General features: G+C 64.9%; 13 protein-coding genes and 3 pseudogenes. 6 read left to right on the top strand and 10 right to left on the bottom strand.

Annotated features, from left to right (window positions below; all coding sequences use genetic code 11):
• Positions 1-152: 152 nt before the first annotated feature.
• Both BLV47_RS21835 and BLV47_RS21830 read right to left on the bottom strand, forming a co-directional pair.
• A pseudogene (locus BLV47_RS21835) lies at positions 153-1,008 on the bottom strand (pirin family protein); the annotation flags it as partial.
• A 61-nt stretch (positions 1,009-1,069) separates the two neighbouring features.
• On the bottom strand, positions 1,070-1,486 hold the full coding sequence (locus BLV47_RS21830; protein WP_092316921.1) for an OsmC family protein: 417 nt from the start codon (positions 1,484-1,486) through the stop codon (positions 1,070-1,072).
• A gap of 386 nt (positions 1,487-1,872) precedes the next feature.
• Here BLV47_RS21830 and BLV47_RS37135 point away from each other — a divergent pair, with 386 nt between their 5' ends.
• From BLV47_RS37135 to istB, 4 genes and pseudogenes are all read left to right on the top strand, one after another.
• Positions 1,873-2,406, top strand: coding sequence for an MCP four helix bundle domain-containing protein (locus BLV47_RS37135; protein ID WP_425272164.1), 534 nt, complete (start codon positions 1,873-1,875; stop codon positions 2,404-2,406).
• Positions 2,403-3,266, top strand: coding sequence for a methyl-accepting chemotaxis protein (locus BLV47_RS37130; protein WP_425272163.1), 864 nt, complete (start codon positions 2,403-2,405; stop codon positions 3,264-3,266). Before BLV47_RS37135 ends, BLV47_RS37130 begins: the two co-directional genes overlap by 4 nt.
• A gap of 156 nt (positions 3,267-3,422) precedes the next feature.
• Positions 3,423-4,970 (top strand): annotated as a pseudogene (istA, locus tag BLV47_RS21820) (IS21 family transposase); the annotation flags it as partial.
• A 25-nt stretch (positions 4,971-4,995) separates the two neighbouring features.
• A complete protein-coding gene (istB, locus tag BLV47_RS21815; protein WP_062838242.1) occupies positions 4,996-5,745 on the top strand; it encodes an IS21-like element IS1474 family helper ATPase IstB in 750 nt (249 codons plus the stop codon).
• Positions 5,746-5,839: 94 nt separating this feature from the next.
• Here the strand turns inward: istB and BLV47_RS21810 are convergent.
• Positions 5,840-6,673: pseudogene (locus tag BLV47_RS21810) on the bottom strand (MFS transporter); the annotation flags it as partial.
• Positions 6,674-6,929: 256 nt separating this feature from the next.
• On the opposite strand from BLV47_RS21810, the gene BLV47_RS21805 reads away from it, so the two are divergent.
• Positions 6,930-7,559: a DUF5666 domain-containing protein gene (locus tag BLV47_RS21805; RefSeq protein WP_092316997.1), complete on the top strand. Its 630-nt coding sequence runs from the start codon at positions 6,930-6,932 to the stop codon at positions 7,557-7,559.
• A 147-nt stretch (positions 7,560-7,706) separates the two neighbouring features.
• The gene (locus BLV47_RS21800) at positions 7,707-8,156 is read left to right on the top strand and encodes a RidA family protein (protein WP_092316994.1); all 450 of its coding nucleotides are present in this window, start codon (positions 7,707-7,709) and stop codon (positions 8,154-8,156) included.
• Between the two features lie 64 nt (positions 8,157-8,220).
• Here the strand turns inward: BLV47_RS21800 and BLV47_RS21795 are convergent, their stop codons facing one another.
• The 7 genes from BLV47_RS21795 to hyi form a co-directional block, all read right to left on the bottom strand.
• Positions 8,221-9,222 (bottom strand): sulfate ABC transporter substrate-binding protein, encoded by a 1,002-nt coding sequence (locus BLV47_RS21795; protein WP_092316991.1) that lies wholly within the window; start codon positions 9,220-9,222, stop codon positions 8,221-8,223.
• Positions 9,223-9,312: 90 nt separating this feature from the next.
• A complete protein-coding gene (locus BLV47_RS21790; protein WP_092316989.1) occupies positions 9,313-10,137 on the bottom strand; it encodes an ion transporter in 825 nt (274 codons plus the stop codon).
• 21 nt (positions 10,138-10,158) lie between these two features.
• Positions 10,159-11,079, bottom strand: a complete 921-nt coding sequence (locus BLV47_RS21785; protein WP_092317360.1) for an urea transporter — start codon at positions 11,077-11,079, stop codon at positions 10,159-10,161.
• Between the two features lie 111 nt (positions 11,080-11,190).
• Positions 11,191-12,606: a pyruvate kinase gene (gene pyk / locus BLV47_RS21780; protein WP_092316986.1), complete on the bottom strand. Its 1,416-nt coding sequence runs from the start codon at positions 12,604-12,606 to the stop codon at positions 11,191-11,193.
• Positions 12,596-13,876 (bottom strand): glycerate kinase type-2 family protein, encoded by a 1,281-nt coding sequence (locus BLV47_RS21775; protein WP_092316983.1) that lies wholly within the window; start codon positions 13,874-13,876, stop codon positions 12,596-12,598. Before BLV47_RS21775 ends, pyk begins: the two co-directional genes overlap by 11 nt.
• A 153-nt stretch (positions 13,877-14,029) precedes the next feature.
• Positions 14,030-14,923 carry a 2-hydroxy-3-oxopropionate reductase gene (locus BLV47_RS21770; RefSeq protein WP_092316980.1) on the bottom strand — a complete coding sequence of 298 codons (894 nt, stop codon included), beginning with the start codon at positions 14,921-14,923 and terminating at the stop codon, positions 14,030-14,032.
• Between the two features lie 123 nt (positions 14,924-15,046).
• The gene (gene hyi / locus BLV47_RS21765) at positions 15,047-15,829 is read right to left on the bottom strand and encodes a hydroxypyruvate isomerase (RefSeq protein WP_092316977.1); all 783 of its coding nucleotides are present in this window, start codon (positions 15,827-15,829) and stop codon (positions 15,047-15,049) included.
• Positions 15,830-15,866: the final 37 nt, after the last annotated feature.

The following is a 15,866-nucleotide window of genomic DNA, read 5'->3' as shown; positions in this document are numbered from 1 at the left end:
TATGACGCCAAGACCTCGGCCCGAGCCTTCGCCACCTTCCATTACCTGCTGGACGAAGTGTTCCAGGGCTGGTAGGAGCCGGCTTGCCGGCGAAGATGGTCTGCGGGCCTGTTCGCCGACAAGCCGGCTCCTGCCGGATCAGCGGCGGGAGCGGGCAGTTCGATGCGCTCGCTTTCTCCGGCACTTGCGGCCAGTCCCCGGCTGCCCAGCGTCTGCGTGCTGCATCGATCAACAGCGGGTCGCTGGCGACAAAGTTCCAGTTGACCCGTCGCGGCCCGTCCAGAGGCGCACCGCCAAGCAGTACCGCATGGCAGTCGCTCTCGGCGAACAGCGTGGCGTTTTCTCCCTCCGGCAATACCACCAGCGAGTGCAGGGGCAATGGCTCGCCGTCCAGCTGTGCCTCGCCGTCCAGCACATACAGCGCGCGTTGCTGATGCTCGGTGGGAATCAACAGGCTGGTGGCGGTCTGCAGGTGCAGTTCGGCATACAGGGTCGGGAGAGCACTGGCACCGGCGACTCCAGGCAGAAGCCGCTGCCGGCGATCATGCGGATCGTGACCCCGAGGTTGTCACTCACCGGCAGTGTGGCCGCGGGGTGATGGCTGTAGTGCCCGGGCCCCTGCTCATGTTCCTTGGGCGAGGCCAGCCAGACCTGCAACCCATGCAGGGTGAAAGCCTGGCTCAGCTGGGCCTCGGGCGTGCGCTCGACGTGAGCGATGGCACTGCCTGCGGTCATCCAGCTGACGTCCCCGGCCAGGACGATCTGGTCCGAGCCGAGGCTGTCCTTGTGGCGGATCTGTCCTGCGAACAGGTAGGTCAGCGTGGACAGGCCGATATGCGGGTGTTGGCGGATGTTCATGCCTTTGCCGGCAGGGTAGGAGGTGCTCAGCATGTGGTCGAAGAATACGAAGGGGCCGACGCTGCGGCACTGCGCCGAAGGCAGGGGGCGGAGGATAGGCTGGCCTTCGACGTCCTCGACGCGAGGGCGGATCACTAGGGGCGAATTCATGGCGGATTCCAGGCTGCTCGGGGGATGCCCGCAAGCATAACCCCGGCTGCCAGCCTTGCCGCTACTGGCTGAAGGCGCCTTCGGACAGGTGCGTCTCGATGCTGACTTCACTGCTGGTCATCAGCTTGTGGATCGGGCAGCGATCGGCTACCCGGTGCAGCTCTTCACGCTGGGCGTCGGTGAGCACGCCCTTGAGGGTCAGCTTCACGTGCAGGGCGTATTTGCCTTGCTGTTCCTGACTGTTGTCGTGCTTGAGCTCCACCGTGACGCCGGTGAGCGGGATGCTTTTCTTCTGTGCGTAGAGCTTGAGGGTCAGGGCCTTGCAGGCCCCCAGGGCGGTATCGAAATAATCGTGGGGCTCGGGCGCGGTGCCTTCGCCGCCGGCGTACCGGGGCAGGTCGGTGAACAGCTGATGGTCGTCGACCTGGATGCTGTGGCGGAAACCTTCGCTGGACTCGGTATTGACGGTAATGGTCATGGCAAACCTCAGGCAGTGATGAATGTCGGATCGGCTGGTAAAGGTGCTGAAGTTATAGAGCATTGGCCAGCGCAGGCGTTCACGTTTTTGCTTGTGGTAGTTGCTGGCCCGGCGTTGCGTCGATGAATGTGCAAGCTGCGGTTTTGCGCTACCAGATACGCTGCTTGATTGGAAAATACCGATTTTCTGTGAGCTGAATCGTTTTACTTTCAGGTATCGAAGTCATAGGGCGTTTTGATATCACGTTTTTGTCTTACGCAAATTTCCGCCGGCCCGATACCGTCTAAGAGCACCCTGCTGCAAGCTTTTGCAGCGCTCTAGGAAGGAGCCAAAGGAATGAGTCTCAGAAGCCTCAACATTGCCCCCGCGCCAGCCTGGGTTTTGGCTTGCTGGCGCTGATGGTGTTTGTCCTCGGCGCATTTGCCCTGATGCAGATGGCCAACATGCGCCAGCAGTCCGATGAAGTGGAGAGCAACTGGTTGCCCAGCGTCATGTCGGTGGGCGACATGAGCCAGGACCTGCTGCGTCTTCGCGCCCTGACCCTGCGTCTGCTGATCAATCGCGACCCCCAGGCCCTGGCCCAGAACGAAGCCAAGATCAATGACATCAAGAGTGGCCTGGGCGTTGCTCAGGGGCGCTATGAGTCGCTGATCGTGCTGCCCCAGGAGCGGGTCTTGTTCGATCGCTTCAAGGACGTGGAGAAGCAGTACCTGCAGCGGCAGGCCCAGGTCATGGCCTTCTCCAGCCAGAATCAGCTGGAGCAGGCGGTCAAGGTGGTCAACGGCGAAATGAACCAGTTGGCCGATGAAATGGCCGCGACACTGCATGACCTGATCGACTTGAACAAGCAAAGTGCGACCCAGGCCACGGATCTGGCCCAGGCCGTATTCAGCAAATCGCGAGTCTGGGTGGTGGGATGATCGTGGTCGCGGCCCTGGTGACCATTGGCCTGGCCTTGTTGTTGACCCGCAGCATCGTCCTGCCCCTGGCAGTCCTTGCGCGTGGCCGAGGTGGTGGCCGGCGGCGACCTGACCGGGGACATCACGGTGATCGGCAAGGACGAGCCGGCGCGCCTGTTGCTGGCGCTCAAGGCCATGCAGCACAGCTTGCGCGAGACGATCCGGCGCATTTCCGACTCCTCCAGCCAACTTGCCTCGGCTTCCGAGGAACTCAGTTGCGTCACCGAGGATGCGACCCGGGGCCTGCACCAGCAGAGCCAGGAGATCGAGCAGGCAGCCACGGCAGTGAATCAGATGACCGCCGCGGTGGAGGAGGTGGCGAGCAACGCGGTGGCCACTTCCGAAGCGTCCGCGAATCAGATCGAATCGCCCAGCACGGGCGTGAACAGGTGCATCAGACTGTGCTGTCCATCGAGTCGCTGGCCGAGGATGTGACAGCCAATGCCAGTCAGGTGGAACAGCTGGCGCAGAAGGTCTACGGCATCAGCAAGGTGCTGGAGGTGATTCGCGCCATCGCCGAGCAGACCAACCTGTTGGCCCTGAACGCGGCCATCGAGGCGGCGCGGGCCGGGGATGCCGGGCGCGGCTTTGCGGTGGTGGCCGATGAAGTGCGGGCCCTGGCCCATCGGACTCAGCAATCGACCCAGGAAATCGAGCAGATGATCGGCGGTATCCAGCAGGGCACCGATCAGGCGGTCAGCTCCATGCAGCACAGCAACAGCCGCGCCCGCTCGACCCTGGAAGTGGCCAAGGTGCGGATTTCGGAGCACCGTGACCGGCCGTTTCGGTTGATCGTGACCGGTCATTTCGCTAACGCGTGACCGCTCATTTCGGTAGCAACGTGACCGATTTTCCGCCTGTTCCGAAACAGGTGGTCACGGCTTACCGAAATCGCGGTCACGACTTAGCGAAAGCCTTCCCCTTCGTTGCGCATGACCTGATGCGCCGCCATCCTCGACCGATTTCGGGAGAGGAAGATGGCGGCGCCGCGAGTAGCCATGCGAAACATCAAAGAATGTCTGCGCCTCAAGTTTGAGGCCGGCTTGTCCCACGAGAAGATTGCCCGTGCCTTGCAGCTGTCCAAGGGCGTGGTTAGCAAGTACATCGCGGCGGCGCGGGTGGCCGGCTGGACTGGCCGGCGCTGGTGGCCATGGACGAGGCCGCGCTGGCGGCCGCCTTGTTTGCACCGACGTCGACGAACAAGCCGCGCGGTTGAGCGAGTGCTGCCCGATGTGCTGAGCATCCACCGCGAGTTGCGACGCAAGGGCGTGACCTTGCAGCTGCTGTGGGAGGAATATCTCGCCGCGCATGCGGGCCAGCCGACCTACCGCTACACCCAGTTCGTCGAGCACTACCGGCGCTACGCCCAGACGCTCAAACGTTCGATGCGTCAGCTGCACCGTGCGGGCGAGAAGCTATTCATCGACTATGCCGGGCCGACGCTGCCGGTGGTCGACCCGGCCACCGGCGAAGTGCGCCGGGCGCACATCTTCGTCGCCGCCCTGGGCGCCTCGAATTACACCTATGCCTGCGCGACGCCAGGCGAAACCCAGGTGGACTGGCTGACCTCGCTGGGCCAGGCTCTGACCTACTTTGGCGGCGTGCCGGAAATGGTTGTGCCGGACAATCCGCGCGCCCTGGTCGCCCAGCCGGATCGCTACGAGCCGGGCCTGAACCGGGCCACGCTGGAGTGCGCGCGTCATTACCAGACGGTGATCCTGCCGCACGGCCACGCAAGGCCTCAGGACAAGGCCAAGGCCGAGGTGGCGGTGCAGGTGGTCGAGCGCTGGATCATGGCGCGGCTGCGCCATCGGCAGTTCTTCAGCCTGCATGCGCTTAACCAGGCCATCGCCGAGCTGCTGGAGGATCTGAATCGGCGCCCGTTCAAGCGGCTCGATGGCTGCCGGCGCGACTGGTTCGAGCGCCTGGATCGCCCGGCCTTGCGAGCGCTGCCGGTGCATCCCTACGAGGTCGCCACCTTCAAGCGCTGCAAGGTCAGCATCGACTACCACATCGAGGTCAATGGCAGCTTCTACAGCGTGCCCTCCGCCCTGGCCCGGCAGAACGTGGACGTGCGACTGACGGCACACACCCTGGAAGTGCTGCATGGCAACCGGCGGGTGGCCAGCCACCTGCTGCTGGGGCGACGCGGCGCTTACAGTACCCAGCGCGAGCACATGCCCGCGGCGCACCAGGCGCATCGCGAATGGACGCCACAACGCCTGCTCGACTGGGGCGCGCGGATCGGCCCCTACACGCGCCAACTGATCGATCACCAACTGACCCACAAGCCGCACCCGGAGATGGGCTACCGCGCCTGCCTCGGCCTGCTCTCGCTGGCCCGGCGCTATGGCAATGCACGCCTGGAAGCCGCTGCCGAACGTGCCGTACACCTGCGCGCCTTCACCGGGCGCAGCGTGCGCAACCTGCTCCAGCAAGGCCTGGATCAACAGCCGCTGCCCCAGCGTGCCGCCGAAACGACCTTACCCGGCGACCACGAGAACGTCCGTGGCGCCGACTACTACCAACCCCCGCAACAGGAGCTGTTCGATGATGCCGCAACACACCCTGAATCAACTGCACCAGCTACGCCTGGACGGCATGGCCCGCGCCCTGGAAGAGCAATGGACGCTGCCGGCCAGCCACAGCCTGAGCTTCGATGAACGCCTCGGCCTACTGCTCGACCGCGAACTGGCCTGGCGTGACAACCAGCGCCTGGTACGGCTGCGCAAGAAGGCCAAGCTCAAGTACGCCAACGCCTGCCTGGAAGATCTCGACCGCCGCACCGGACGCGCCCTGGACGAGCGTCTGATCGCCACCCTGGCCAGTGGCGACTGGATCCGCCAGCAGCACAACCTGCTGCTGACCGGCCCGACCGGTGCCGGCAAAACCTGGCTGGCCTGCGCCCTGGGCAACCAGGCCTGCCGCCAGGGCTATAGCACCCTGTACCTGCGCACCCCGCGCCTGCTGGAACAACTGCGCATCGCTCATGGCGACGGCAGCTTCGGCCGTACCCTGCAACAGCTGGCAAAGGTCGACGTCCTGGTGCTGGACGACTGGGCGCTAGCCCCGCTGGAGGAAGGAGCCCGGCATGACCTGCTGGAGGTGATCGACGACCGCGCTGGCAGCCGCTCCACCATCCTGACGAGCCAACTGCCCATCGAGCACTGGCACGGCTGGATCAACGACCCGACCCTGGCCGATGCCATCCTCGACCGCCTGGTGCACAACGCCTACCGACTGACGATGAAAGGCGAGTCGCTGCGCCGAAAAAAAGCCGAGGAACAAGCCGCATCGTGACCGATGCGATTACAATCCAGAACCCGCGCAACCGGGGTGGAAGCACCGGTCACGTATTAGCGAAACGCTCGGTCACGTTCACCGAAATCCGCACATCCGCCAGGCGTCCGCTGATGGGGGCGGCGATGGCACCGATGGCGCCCACCAGGGCGAAGATCGCGATCTGGCTCTGCGACAGGCCGTGCTGCCGTGCCAGCTCCAGGGGAGCCGCGGTCCAGAACAGGCTGAAGCTGGCGAACATGCAGCCCTGGTAGAAGGCCCGCTGGCGCAAGACCGGTTGCCGGCGCAGCAGGCCCCCCAGTGAGCGCAGCAGTTGGCCGTAGGTGGCGCTATGGGCCGGTTGGCGCTGGGGCATGGTCAGCATCAGGACCAGGCTGATGGCCGCCATCAGCACGGCGGCGGCAATGAACATCGCGCGCCAGCCAAACAGATCGGCCACCACGCTGGACACCGGACGGGCCAGGAGAATCCCCAGCAGCAGGCCGCCCATGATCCCGCCCACCACACGGCCGCGGGACTCTTCCGGGGCCAGGTGCGCAGCCAGGGGAATGAGGATCTGCACCGACACCGAGCTGAAGCCGATCAGCAGCGACACCAGGAGAAAGACGTTGGGCTGCTGGGTCCAGGCCGCTCCCAGCAGGCTGGCGATGGCTACCAGGGTGGTGATCACCATCAGACGGCGGTTTTCCAGCAAGTCTCCCAGGGGCACCAGGAAGAACAGGCCCAGGGCATAGCCGATCTGGGTCAGGGACACGATCAGGCTGGCCAGGGAGCTGGACAGGCCGAGGTCCGGGGCGATCAGCTCGATGATGGGTTGTGCGTAGTAGATGTTGGCGACGATGGCGCCGCAGCAGAAGGCGAACAGCAGCACCATGCCTCGGGTCATTGTCACGCTGCGCAGGGGCAGCGCCTGGGTCGTTGAGCTCATCGCAATTCTCTTGGCGGCGAAAAGATGGGGCAAGGTTAAGAGGCGGCGCGGTAACGCAGTAGAGAGGGTGGGGCAATAGCATTCATTCCTGAGGGGAATAAATGACCGATTCAGGGCGTTGCGCTGCCAGCCGGGACGGATGCCGCTGACGAGGGTTGATGATACATTTACTTACATCTTGTTCGATAGCATGCTCATGTTCGCCATTTGCCCCGCAGTGGCCCGAGCCCCCTTTTCAATCGAGGAAATCCATCCCATGAATCGGTCTTTGCGTGGTTGGTTGTGCGCCGCTCAGGGCGTTGTTCTGGCGTTCACCCTGGTGGGCGTTGAGGCCCGCGCCCAGGAGGCTCCGGGCATGCGCATGGGGGTGCGCGGCGAGATCACCGGGATCAGCGGCGACCTGGTGCGGGTGCATGTCAACAGCGGTGAAAGCGTCAGCGTCGAGCTGACGCCACAGACCCAGGTGCGCGGGGTGACCCTGGCCAACATCGAGGACATCAAGCCCGGCAGCTACATCGGGTCTGCGGCGATGCCCATGGCCGACGGTACGCTCAAGGCCCTGGAGGTGCATGTCTTTCCCGCGCAGATGGCCGGCACCGGGGATGGTCATCGGCCCTTCGACCTGGCCAAGGGCAGCAGCATGACCAACGGCAGCGTCGGGGATCTGGTGGTGAGCAACGGCCGCACCCTGACCGTCAATTACAAGGGCGGGCAGCAGAGGATCCTGGTGCCGGACGATGTTCCCATCGTCAATCTCACCCCCGGAGATCGCAGCCTGCTCAAGGCTGGGGTCAAGGTGGTGATGTTCGTCACCCAGAGCGCCGACGGCAAACTCACCGCGCAGTCGATTTCCGCCGGCAAGGATGGGGTGGCTCCGCCCATGTAAGGCCGTTGTCTGCGGCGTGGAAGATTCCGCTCCGGCGCTGCGCTGCCCAGGCTTGCATTGCCAAATGTTGCAGCACGCGGGTTGCAGTGGAAGTCGCCAAAGCCTTGGTTTACGGTTTCTGGTCGTTCAATGCGCCGGGAGCACCTTATGGAAAAGTCGACGTTCAACCCAGCCAGTGTGTTCAATTCGCTGCAATACGGTTTCAGCCAGGCGGTGGAAGTGCGGGGCGGCCGACGCCTGCTGCTGTCCGGTCAGGTGGGGGTGGATGAGCAGGAGCGGACGGTCGGTCCCGGCCTGCGGGAGCAGACCGAGCAGGCCTTCGACAATATCGCAAGCGTCCTGGCCGCGGCGGGCGGCCAGATGGCGGATGTGGTGATGCTGCGGATCTACATCGCCGAAGCCGCCCGTGACCAGCAGGAACATATCAGCGCGGTGCTGCTGGAGCGCTTTGCCAGCCAGCCGCCGGCGTCTTCGTGGATAATCGTCAGCGGCTTGTCCTTGCCCGAGTGGCTGATCGAAGTCGAGGCCGAGGCGGTGCTGGAGGAGCAGCATCAAGTGGCCACGGCGGCGTTGTTCAACTCGGCCCGCGCGCTTTGAACGGACTGGAAGGGCATAAAAAAAGCGACCGCCAGGGTCGCTTTTTTCATTCACCCGCGAGGGGTCATTTGGCGTTGGTGTAGATCTGGTCGAAGATCCCGCCGTCGTTGAAGTGGGTCTTCTGCACGCTGCGCCAGTCGCCGAAGGTCTTCTCCACCGAGAGGAAGTCGACTTTCGGGAAGCGGTCGGTGTACTTGGCCAGCACCTTCGGGTCCCGTGGGCGCAGGTAGTTGTTGGCGGCGATTTCCTGGCCTTCCGGCGACCACAGGTACTTCAGGTATTCCTCGGCTGCGGCGCGGCTGCCTTTCTTTTCCACCACCTTGTCCACCACCGATACCGGCGGCTCGGCTTCGGCGGACACGCTTGGGTAGATCACCTCGAACTGATCGCGGCCGAATTCGCGGGCAATCATTTCCGCTTCGTTCTCGAAAGTCACCAGCACGTCGCCGATCTGGTTGGTCATGAAGGTGGTGGTGGCGGCGCGGCCACCGGTGTCGAGCACTGGCGCCTGCTTGAACAGCTTGCCGACGAAGTCCTTGGCCTTGTTCTCGTCGCCGCCGTTCTTCAGCACATAACCCCAGGCCGAGAGGTAGGTGTAGCGGCCGTTACCCGAGGTCTTGGGGTTGGGCACTATCACTTGCACGCCATCCTTGAGCAGGTCCGGCCAGTCTTTCAGGGCCTTGGGGTTGCCCTTGCGTACGATGAACACGGTGGCCGAGGTGAAGGGCGCGCTGTTGTTCGGCAGGCGGGTCACCCAGTTGTCCGGCACCAGCTGGCCGTTGTCCGCCAGGGCGTTGATGTCGGTGGCCATGTTCATGGTGATGACATCCGCCGGCAGGCCGTCGATCACCGAGCGCGCCTGTTTGCTGGAGCCGCCGAAGGACATCTGCAGGGTGATGTTTTCGTTGTGCTCGGCTTTCCAGTGTTTCTGGAAGGCGGCGTTGTAGTCCTTGTAGAAGTCGCGCATCACGTCGTAGGACACGTTGAGCAGGGTGGGTGCGGCCTGGGCGGCGCTGCCCAGGGCCAGGCCGGCCGCCAGAAGCGAAGCGCTGAAGAATTTTTTCACTGCACATTCCTTTTGTTCGAGAGTGAAGGCAATTTGCCGCCGACTATAGCCGGGGCGCTATATCTCTTTAAAGATTAAAAAGAACTTTGCTTATTCCAGTTTCCTGAACAGCGCGTTACCGCAGCGCGAGCAGAAGGCCGCCGACGGTTCATGGCTGTTCTTGCGGCACACCGGGCAGTCATGCTTGAGCTGTTCGCCACGCATGGCGCTGGCCAGTTCCGCGGTGAAGATCCCGGTGGGCACGGCGATGATCGAGTAACCGGTGATCATCACCATCGACGAGATCATCTGGCCGATCACGGTCTTGGGCACGATATCGCCATAACCCACGGTGGTCAGGGTGACGATGGCCCAGTAGATGCCCTTGGGGATACTGGTGAAGCCATGCTCCGGGCCTTCGACCACGTACATCAGGGTGCCGAATACCGTGACCAGGGTGCAGACGCTGAGCAGGAACACCAGGATCTTCTGTTTGCTGCCGCGCAGGGCGTCCAGCAGGTAGTGGGCCTGTTTCAGGTAGGGCGCCAGCTTGAGCACGCGGAAGATCCGCAGCATGCGGATGATACGGATGATCAGCAGGTACTGGGCGTCGCTGTAGTACAGGGCGAGGATGCCGGGGACGATCGCCAGCAGGTCCACCAGGCCATAGAAGCTGAAGGCGTAGCGCAGCGGCTTGGGCGAGCAGTACAGGCGCAGCCCGTACTCGATGGCGAAGATCAGGGTGAAGCCCCATTCGATGTAGGCCAGGACGTTGGCGTAGTTGCTGTGGACCTCGTCGATGCTGTCGAGGATCACGATCACCAGGCTGGCGAGGATGATCAGCAGCAGGGTGGTGTCGAAGCGTCTTCCGGCCACCGTATCGGTCTGGAAGATCATCACGTAGAGGCGCTGGCGCCAGTTGTCGCGGTTACCCATGGAAGTCGCCTGAATCGAAGATCAGCGCAGCCTAGGGGGAGAGGCCGGGGGAGCGCAAGGTGTGTTGTCCCGGGGCGTGCGATCCAGAATCCGGGTTGCGGCATGCACCAGCCAGCAGGCGATGACGAAGGGCGCGGTGAGTGGCGCAAGGCCCAGGCTGACGATCCCGGGGGTGATCAGCAGGGCCAGGAAGATCCCCGCCAGGGGGCGCCACGGAGCACGGGCCTGCTGACCCAGGGCCAGGGCCGCCAGGGCACTGTTGTAGCCGCCCAGGCCCAACAGCGCCTGCCCCTGTTGCTGTTGCCACAGTGCCAGGGCCAGGCCGCAGGCCGAGCCGATCAGGGCCCAGGTCGCCGCTCGGCGGTTGGCCAGCAGCAGTCCGAGGAAAATCAGCAGCCCGGCCAGCGGCTGGCCGAGAAACATGATCTGGCCCAGGCCCTGGAGCAGGCCGCCCAGCAGGCTCGGCAGCGACAGCTCGGGCGCCGCCGGGAGCAGGGGCACCTGGGGTTGCATCAGGCTCAGCAACAGCCAGCCAAGGCCGACGAAGGGCGCGGTGTAGGCCGGCAGGCTGTGCGGCTGGCGAGCGCGCTTGAGCCATTGCTGGGTGAGGATCGCGCTGAGGCCGGCGGCAGCGATGATCAGCGGCGGTAGCAGCGCCGACCAGGGCAGGTACAGGCTCAGCAGCAAGCCCAGGAGCACACCGTTGTAGCTGAAGAGCCCGGCTTGCCGGTCGGCCTTGGCGTAGCCCCGGCGTTGTGCCGTGAGCAGTCCGGCCAGGGCGCCAAGCAGGGCACCCCCGAGTTGGGCCGGGGCGCCGATCAGGATCGCCAGCAGGCACAACAGGCCGCACAGCGGATGGCGCTGCAGGAAAATCTGACTGAAGCCGTTAAGCAGGGCAGTGGCCCAGTCGGGGCAGAAAGCGTTGAAGGACTGTGCAGGCATGGTGGAAATCGATGGATGCGGCAACTGCCGCGTGCAGCGTTCGCTCCGCTTGGCCACCTCTGCGGGCGGCTTCTTGCAGGTCGCGTGCGCTGCGGCGGCAGTGGCGGCGGGTCAGAGAAGGGTTTCGACACGCAGGGAGTTGGTGGTTCCCGGCTGGCCGAACGGCACGCCGGTGGTGATCACGACCGTATCGCCGCGCTTGGCCAGGCCCTGAGCCTGGGCGATTTCCAGGGCCGTGGCGCACACCTCGTCCACTTGGCGCAGGCGGTCATTGACCACCGAGTGCACGCCCCAGGTCAGGGTCAGGCGGCGCGCGGTGGCCAGGTTCGGCGTCAGGTTGAGGATCGGCACCGATGGCCGTTCCCGGGCGGCACGCAGGGTCGAGCTGCCCGATTCGCTGTAGTTCACCAGCACCGCCACCGGCAGGATGCTGCACACCCGGCGGATCGCGCAGCTGATGGCGTCGGACACCGTCGCCTCGGCCTGGGGCCGGCTGACATCCAGTTGGGTCTGGTAGTCGGGACCGCTCTCCACCTGGCGAATGATCTTGCTCATCATCTGCACTGCTTCCAGCGGGTACTCGCCGGAGGCGGTTTCCGCCGACAGCATCACCGCATCGGCGCCCTCGGCCACGGCGTTGGCCACGTCGGTGACCTCGGCCCGGGTCGGCGCGGGCGAAAAGCGCATCGATTCCAGCATCTGGGTGGCCACCACCACGGGTTTGCCCAGCTGGCGGCAGGTGCCGATGATGGTTTTCTGGATTTGCGGCACGCTTTCCGCCGGCACCTCCACCCCCAGGTCGCCCCTGGCCACCATGATCGCGTCGCTCAGCTCGGCGATTTCCCGTAGTTGGGTCACCGCTGAAGGTTTTTCGATCTTGGCCATCAGGTAGGCCTTGTCGCCGATCAGCGTGCGCGCTTCGCGGATGTCTTCCGGGCGTTGCACGAAGGACAGCGCCACCCAGTCCACCCCCAGCTCCAGGCCGAAGCTCAGGTCGCTGCGATCCTTGGCGGTCAGCGGGCTGAGGTCGAGTACGGCCTGGGGCACGTTGACGCCCTTGCGGTCCGACAGCTCGCCGCCATTGAGCACGGTGGTCTCGATGGCGTCGGCGTGCTTGGCGATGACCCGCAGGCGCAGCTTGCCGTCGTCCAGCAGCAGGTCCATGCCCGGCTCCAGCGCGGTGATGATTTCCGGGTGCGGCAGGTTCACCCGTTCGGCGTTGCCCGGGGTCGGGTCGAGGTCCAGGCGCAGCGCCTGCCCCCGCACCAGTTGTACCTTGCCTGCGGCGAAGGTGCCGACCCGCAGTTTCGGTCCCTGCAGGTCCATGAGGATGCCCAGGGGATAGTTCAGTTCGCTTTCGATCTGGCGGATCCACTCATAGCGTTGAGCATGGTCGGCGTGGCTGCCGTGGCTGAAGTTGAGCCGGAAGATGTTGACTCCGGCCTGCACCAGCTCACGGATGTCCTCGATGCCGTCGATGGCCGGACCCAGGGTGGCGAGGATTTTGACCTTCTTGTCAGGCGTCATGTTTGGGGCTCTCGAGAATCAGGATGGCGCGGAAGTCGTTGACGTTGGTGCGGGTCGGCTCGGTGACGATCAGGTCGCCCAGCGCGGCGAAGTAGCCGTAGCCATTGTTGTTGTCCAGCTCGTCGCTGGCGCTCAGGCCCAGGGCTGCGGCGCGGGCGTAGCTGTCCGGGGTCATGATGGCCCCGGCGTTGTCTTCGGAACCGTCGATGCCGTCGGTATCGCCGGCCAGGGCGTAGATGCCCGGGTAGCCCTTGAGGCTGTCGGTGAGGCTCAGGAGGAACTCGGCGTTGCGTCCGCCACGGCCATTGCCGCGCACGGTGACCGTGGTTTCGCCGCCGGACAGGATCACGCAGGGCGCCGCCAGCGGCTGGCCGTGCAAGGCCACCTGGCGGGCGATGCCGGCGTGAACCTTGGCCACTTCGCGGGATTCGCCTTCCAGATCGCCGAGGATCAGCGGGCTGTAGCCGGCCTGCCGGGCTTTCACCGCGGCGGCTTCCAGGGATTGCTGGGGCCGGGCGATCAGTTGGAAATGACTGCGCTCCAGGCACGGGTCGCCGGGCTTGACGGTTTCCGACTCTGGGCTCTGCAACCAGCTGCGCACGGCCGTCGGGACGTCGATGGCGTAGCGCTTGAGAATCGCCAGGGCCTCGGCCGAGGTGCTTGGGTCGGCCACGGTGGGGCCGGAGGCGATGACGGTCGCCAGATCGCCGGGTACGTCGGATATCGCGTAGGTGTAGACCGTGGCCGGCCAGCAGGCCTTGGCCAGGCGGCCGCCCTTGATCGCCGAGAGGTGTTTGCGCACGCAGTTCATCTCGCCGATGCTGGCGCCGGATTTGAGCAGGGCCTTGTTGATGGCTTGCTTGTCGGCCAGGGTGATGCCGACGGCGGGCAGGGCCAGCAAGGCCGAGCCGCCGCCGGACAGCAGGAAAATCACCCGGTCCTGTTCCGACAGGTTGCTGACCAGCTCCAGCACTCGCTTGGCCACGGCCAGGCCGGCGGCGTCGGGCACCGGGTGGGCGGCCTCGACCACCTCGATCCTGGTGCAGGGGGCGCCGTGGCCGTAGCGGGTGACCACCAGCCCGCTGACTTCGCCCTGCCAGTTGCGTTCCACCACCTGGGCCATGGCCGCCGCGGCCTTGCCGGCACCGATGACGATCACTCGACCGCTGCGGTCGCTGGGGAGATGGGCTTGCAGTACCTGTTGCGGATGGGCGGCGTCGATGGCTGTGGCGAACAGCTCACGGAGGAATTGTTGCGGATCGACCGACATGGCGGACTCCCGGATTTCTTGTTATGGGGGGCTTGAAGCGGGTGTAGCCGCCACCTCAGGCGGCGACAAGGTCGGCAGGGCCGGTCCCTGGCCCGCCGTGAGGCGTTTCCTGCGAACCTTGGTACAGCCTGAGGCAGCGGCTACATAGGGGGGTTATTGGTTCTCGCGGATCGAGAAGTTGGCCATGTGTTCCAGGCCCTTGATCAGCGCCGAGTGGTCCCAGTTGGCGCCACCGATGGCGCTGCAGGTGCTGAACACTTGCTGGGTGCTGGCGGTGTTGGGCAGGTTGATGCCCAGCTCGCGGGCGCCGCTGAGGGCCAGGTTCAGGTCCTTCTGGTGCAGGTTGATGCGGAAGCCCGGATCGAAGGTGCCCTTGATCATCCGCTCGCCGTGCACTTCGAGGATCTTCGAGGAGGCGAAGCCGCCCATCAGCGCTTCACGCACCTTGGCCGGGTCGGCCCCGTTCTTCGCGGCGAACAGCAGGGCTTCGGCCACGGCCTGGATGTTCAGGGCGACGATGATCTGGTTGGCCACCTTGGCGGTCTGGCCGTCACCGTTGCCGCCCACCAGGGTGATGTTCTTGCCCATGCTCTGGAACAGCGGCAGGGCGCGTTCGAAGGCCTGGCTGTCGCCGCCGACCATGATGCTCAGGGTCGCGGCCTTGGCCCCGACTTCGCCGCCGGACACCGGGGCGTCCAGGTACTGTGCGCCTTTCTCGTTGATCTTGGCGGCGAAGGCCTTGGTCGCGGTGGGGGAGATGGAGCTCATGTCGATGACGATCTTGCCCTTGCCGATCCCGGCGGCAACGCCGTCGGCGCGCAGCAGCACGTCTTCGACCTGGGGGGTGTCGGGCACCATGATGATGACGAATTCGGCTTCCTGGGCCACCTCTTTGGGCGAGGCCAGGGCCACGGCGCCGGCGGCGATCAGGTCGGCCGGGGCCTTGCCGTGGTGTTCCGAGAGCAGCAGCGAGTGACCGGCTTTCTGCAGGTTGGCGGCCATGGGGTGGCCCATGATGCCGGTGCCGATAAATCCGATTTTAGCCATGATGAAAATCCTCTATTCAACGGGGCCTTGCAGGAGCTGGCTGGCCAGCGAAGGCGCTTTTCAGGGGCGTGCAGTGCTTGCCGACGCGTTCGCCGGCAAGCCAGCTCCTACAGGCGTGCGGGTTCAGATTGCGTTGTGGGTTTTCAGCCAGCCAAGGCCAGCCTCGGTGGTGGTCAGCGGCTTGTACTCGCAGCCGACCCAGCCCTGGTAGCCGATGCGGTCCAGGTGCTCGAAAAGGAAGCGGTAGTTGATCTCGCCGGTGCCCGGCTCATTGCGCCCGGGGTTGTCCGCCAGCTGAATGTGGTTGATCTGGCCCAGGTGGTTGGCCATGGTCCGGGCCAGATCTCCCTCCATGATTTGCATGTGGTAGATGTCGTACTGCAGGTACAGGTTGGCGCTGCCCACCTGCTCGCGGATCGACAGCGCCTGGGCGGTGTTGTTGAGGTAGAAGCCGGGAATGTCGCGGGTGTTGATGGCCTCCATCACCAGCTTGATGCCCACCGCCTGCAGCTTGTCGGCGGCGTACTTGAGGTTGGCGACCAGGGTCTTTTCCAGCAGGGCTTCATCGGTGCCTTGTGGGCGGATGCCCGCCAGGCAGTTGACCTGGGTGTTGCCCAGGACCTGGGCGTAGGCGATGGCCAGATCGACGCCGGCACGGAACTCCTCGACCCGATCGGGCAGGCAGGCGATACCGCGCTCACCCTTGGCCCAGTCCCCGGCCGGCAGGTTGAACAGCACCTGGGTCAGGCCGTGGGCATCGAGTTGCGCCTTGATCTCGGCGGAGCTGAATTCGTAGGGAAACAGGTATTCGACGCCACTGAAGCCGGCATCGGCGGCGGCCTTGAAGCGGGCGAGGAAGTCCTGTTCGGTGAACAGCATGGACAGGTTGGCGGCAAAACGCGGCATGGTGGTCTCCTGTGAAGCAGTGAAGCCTGTGGCGGGC

Source organism: Pseudomonas saponiphila, from assembly GCF_900105185.1.
Lineage (GTDB): Bacteria > Pseudomonadota > Gammaproteobacteria > Pseudomonadales > Pseudomonadaceae > Aquipseudomonas > Aquipseudomonas saponiphila.
Note: the sequence above shows the minus strand (reverse complement) of the source record. Positions and strands in the feature narration are given on the sequence as shown.

What these genes read in the sequence shown, in the direction of transcription:
- BLV47_RS21830 (WP_092316921.1), bottom strand. Translation starts at nt 1,486, where the DNA reads ATGACCATTACCGTCAATACCGAGTCCAGCGAAGGTTTCCGCCACAGC.
- BLV47_RS37130 (WP_425272163.1), top strand. Translation starts at nt 2,403, where the DNA reads ATGATCGTGGTCGCGGCCCTGGTGACCATTGGCCTGGCCTTGTTGTTG.
- istB (WP_062838242.1), top strand. Translation starts at nt 4,996, where the DNA reads ATGATGCCGCAACACACCCTGAATCAACTGCACCAGCTACGCCTGGAC.
- BLV47_RS21805 (WP_092316997.1), top strand. Translation starts at nt 6,930, where the DNA reads ATGAATCGGTCTTTGCGTGGTTGGTTGTGCGCCGCTCAGGGCGTTGTT.
- BLV47_RS21800 (WP_092316994.1), top strand. Translation starts at nt 7,707, where the DNA reads ATGGAAAAGTCGACGTTCAACCCAGCCAGTGTGTTCAATTCGCTGCAA.
- BLV47_RS21790 (WP_092316989.1), bottom strand. Translation starts at nt 10,137, where the DNA reads ATGGGTAACCGCGACAACTGGCGCCAGCGCCTCTACGTGATGATCTTC.
- BLV47_RS21785 (WP_092317360.1), bottom strand. Translation starts at nt 11,079, where the DNA reads ATGCCTGCACAGTCCTTCAACGCTTTCTGCCCCGACTGGGCCACTGCC.
- pyk (WP_092316986.1), bottom strand. Translation starts at nt 12,606, where the DNA reads ATGACGCCTGACAAGAAGGTCAAAATCCTCGCCACCCTGGGTCCGGCC.
- BLV47_RS21775 (WP_092316983.1), bottom strand. Translation starts at nt 13,876, where the DNA reads ATGTCGGTCGATCCGCAACAATTCCTCCGTGAGCTGTTCGCCACAGCC.
- BLV47_RS21770 (WP_092316980.1), bottom strand. Translation starts at nt 14,923, where the DNA reads ATGGCTAAAATCGGATTTATCGGCACCGGCATCATGGGCCACCCCATG.
- hyi (WP_092316977.1), bottom strand. Translation starts at nt 15,829, where the DNA reads ATGCCGCGTTTTGCCGCCAACCTGTCCATGCTGTTCACCGAACAGGAC.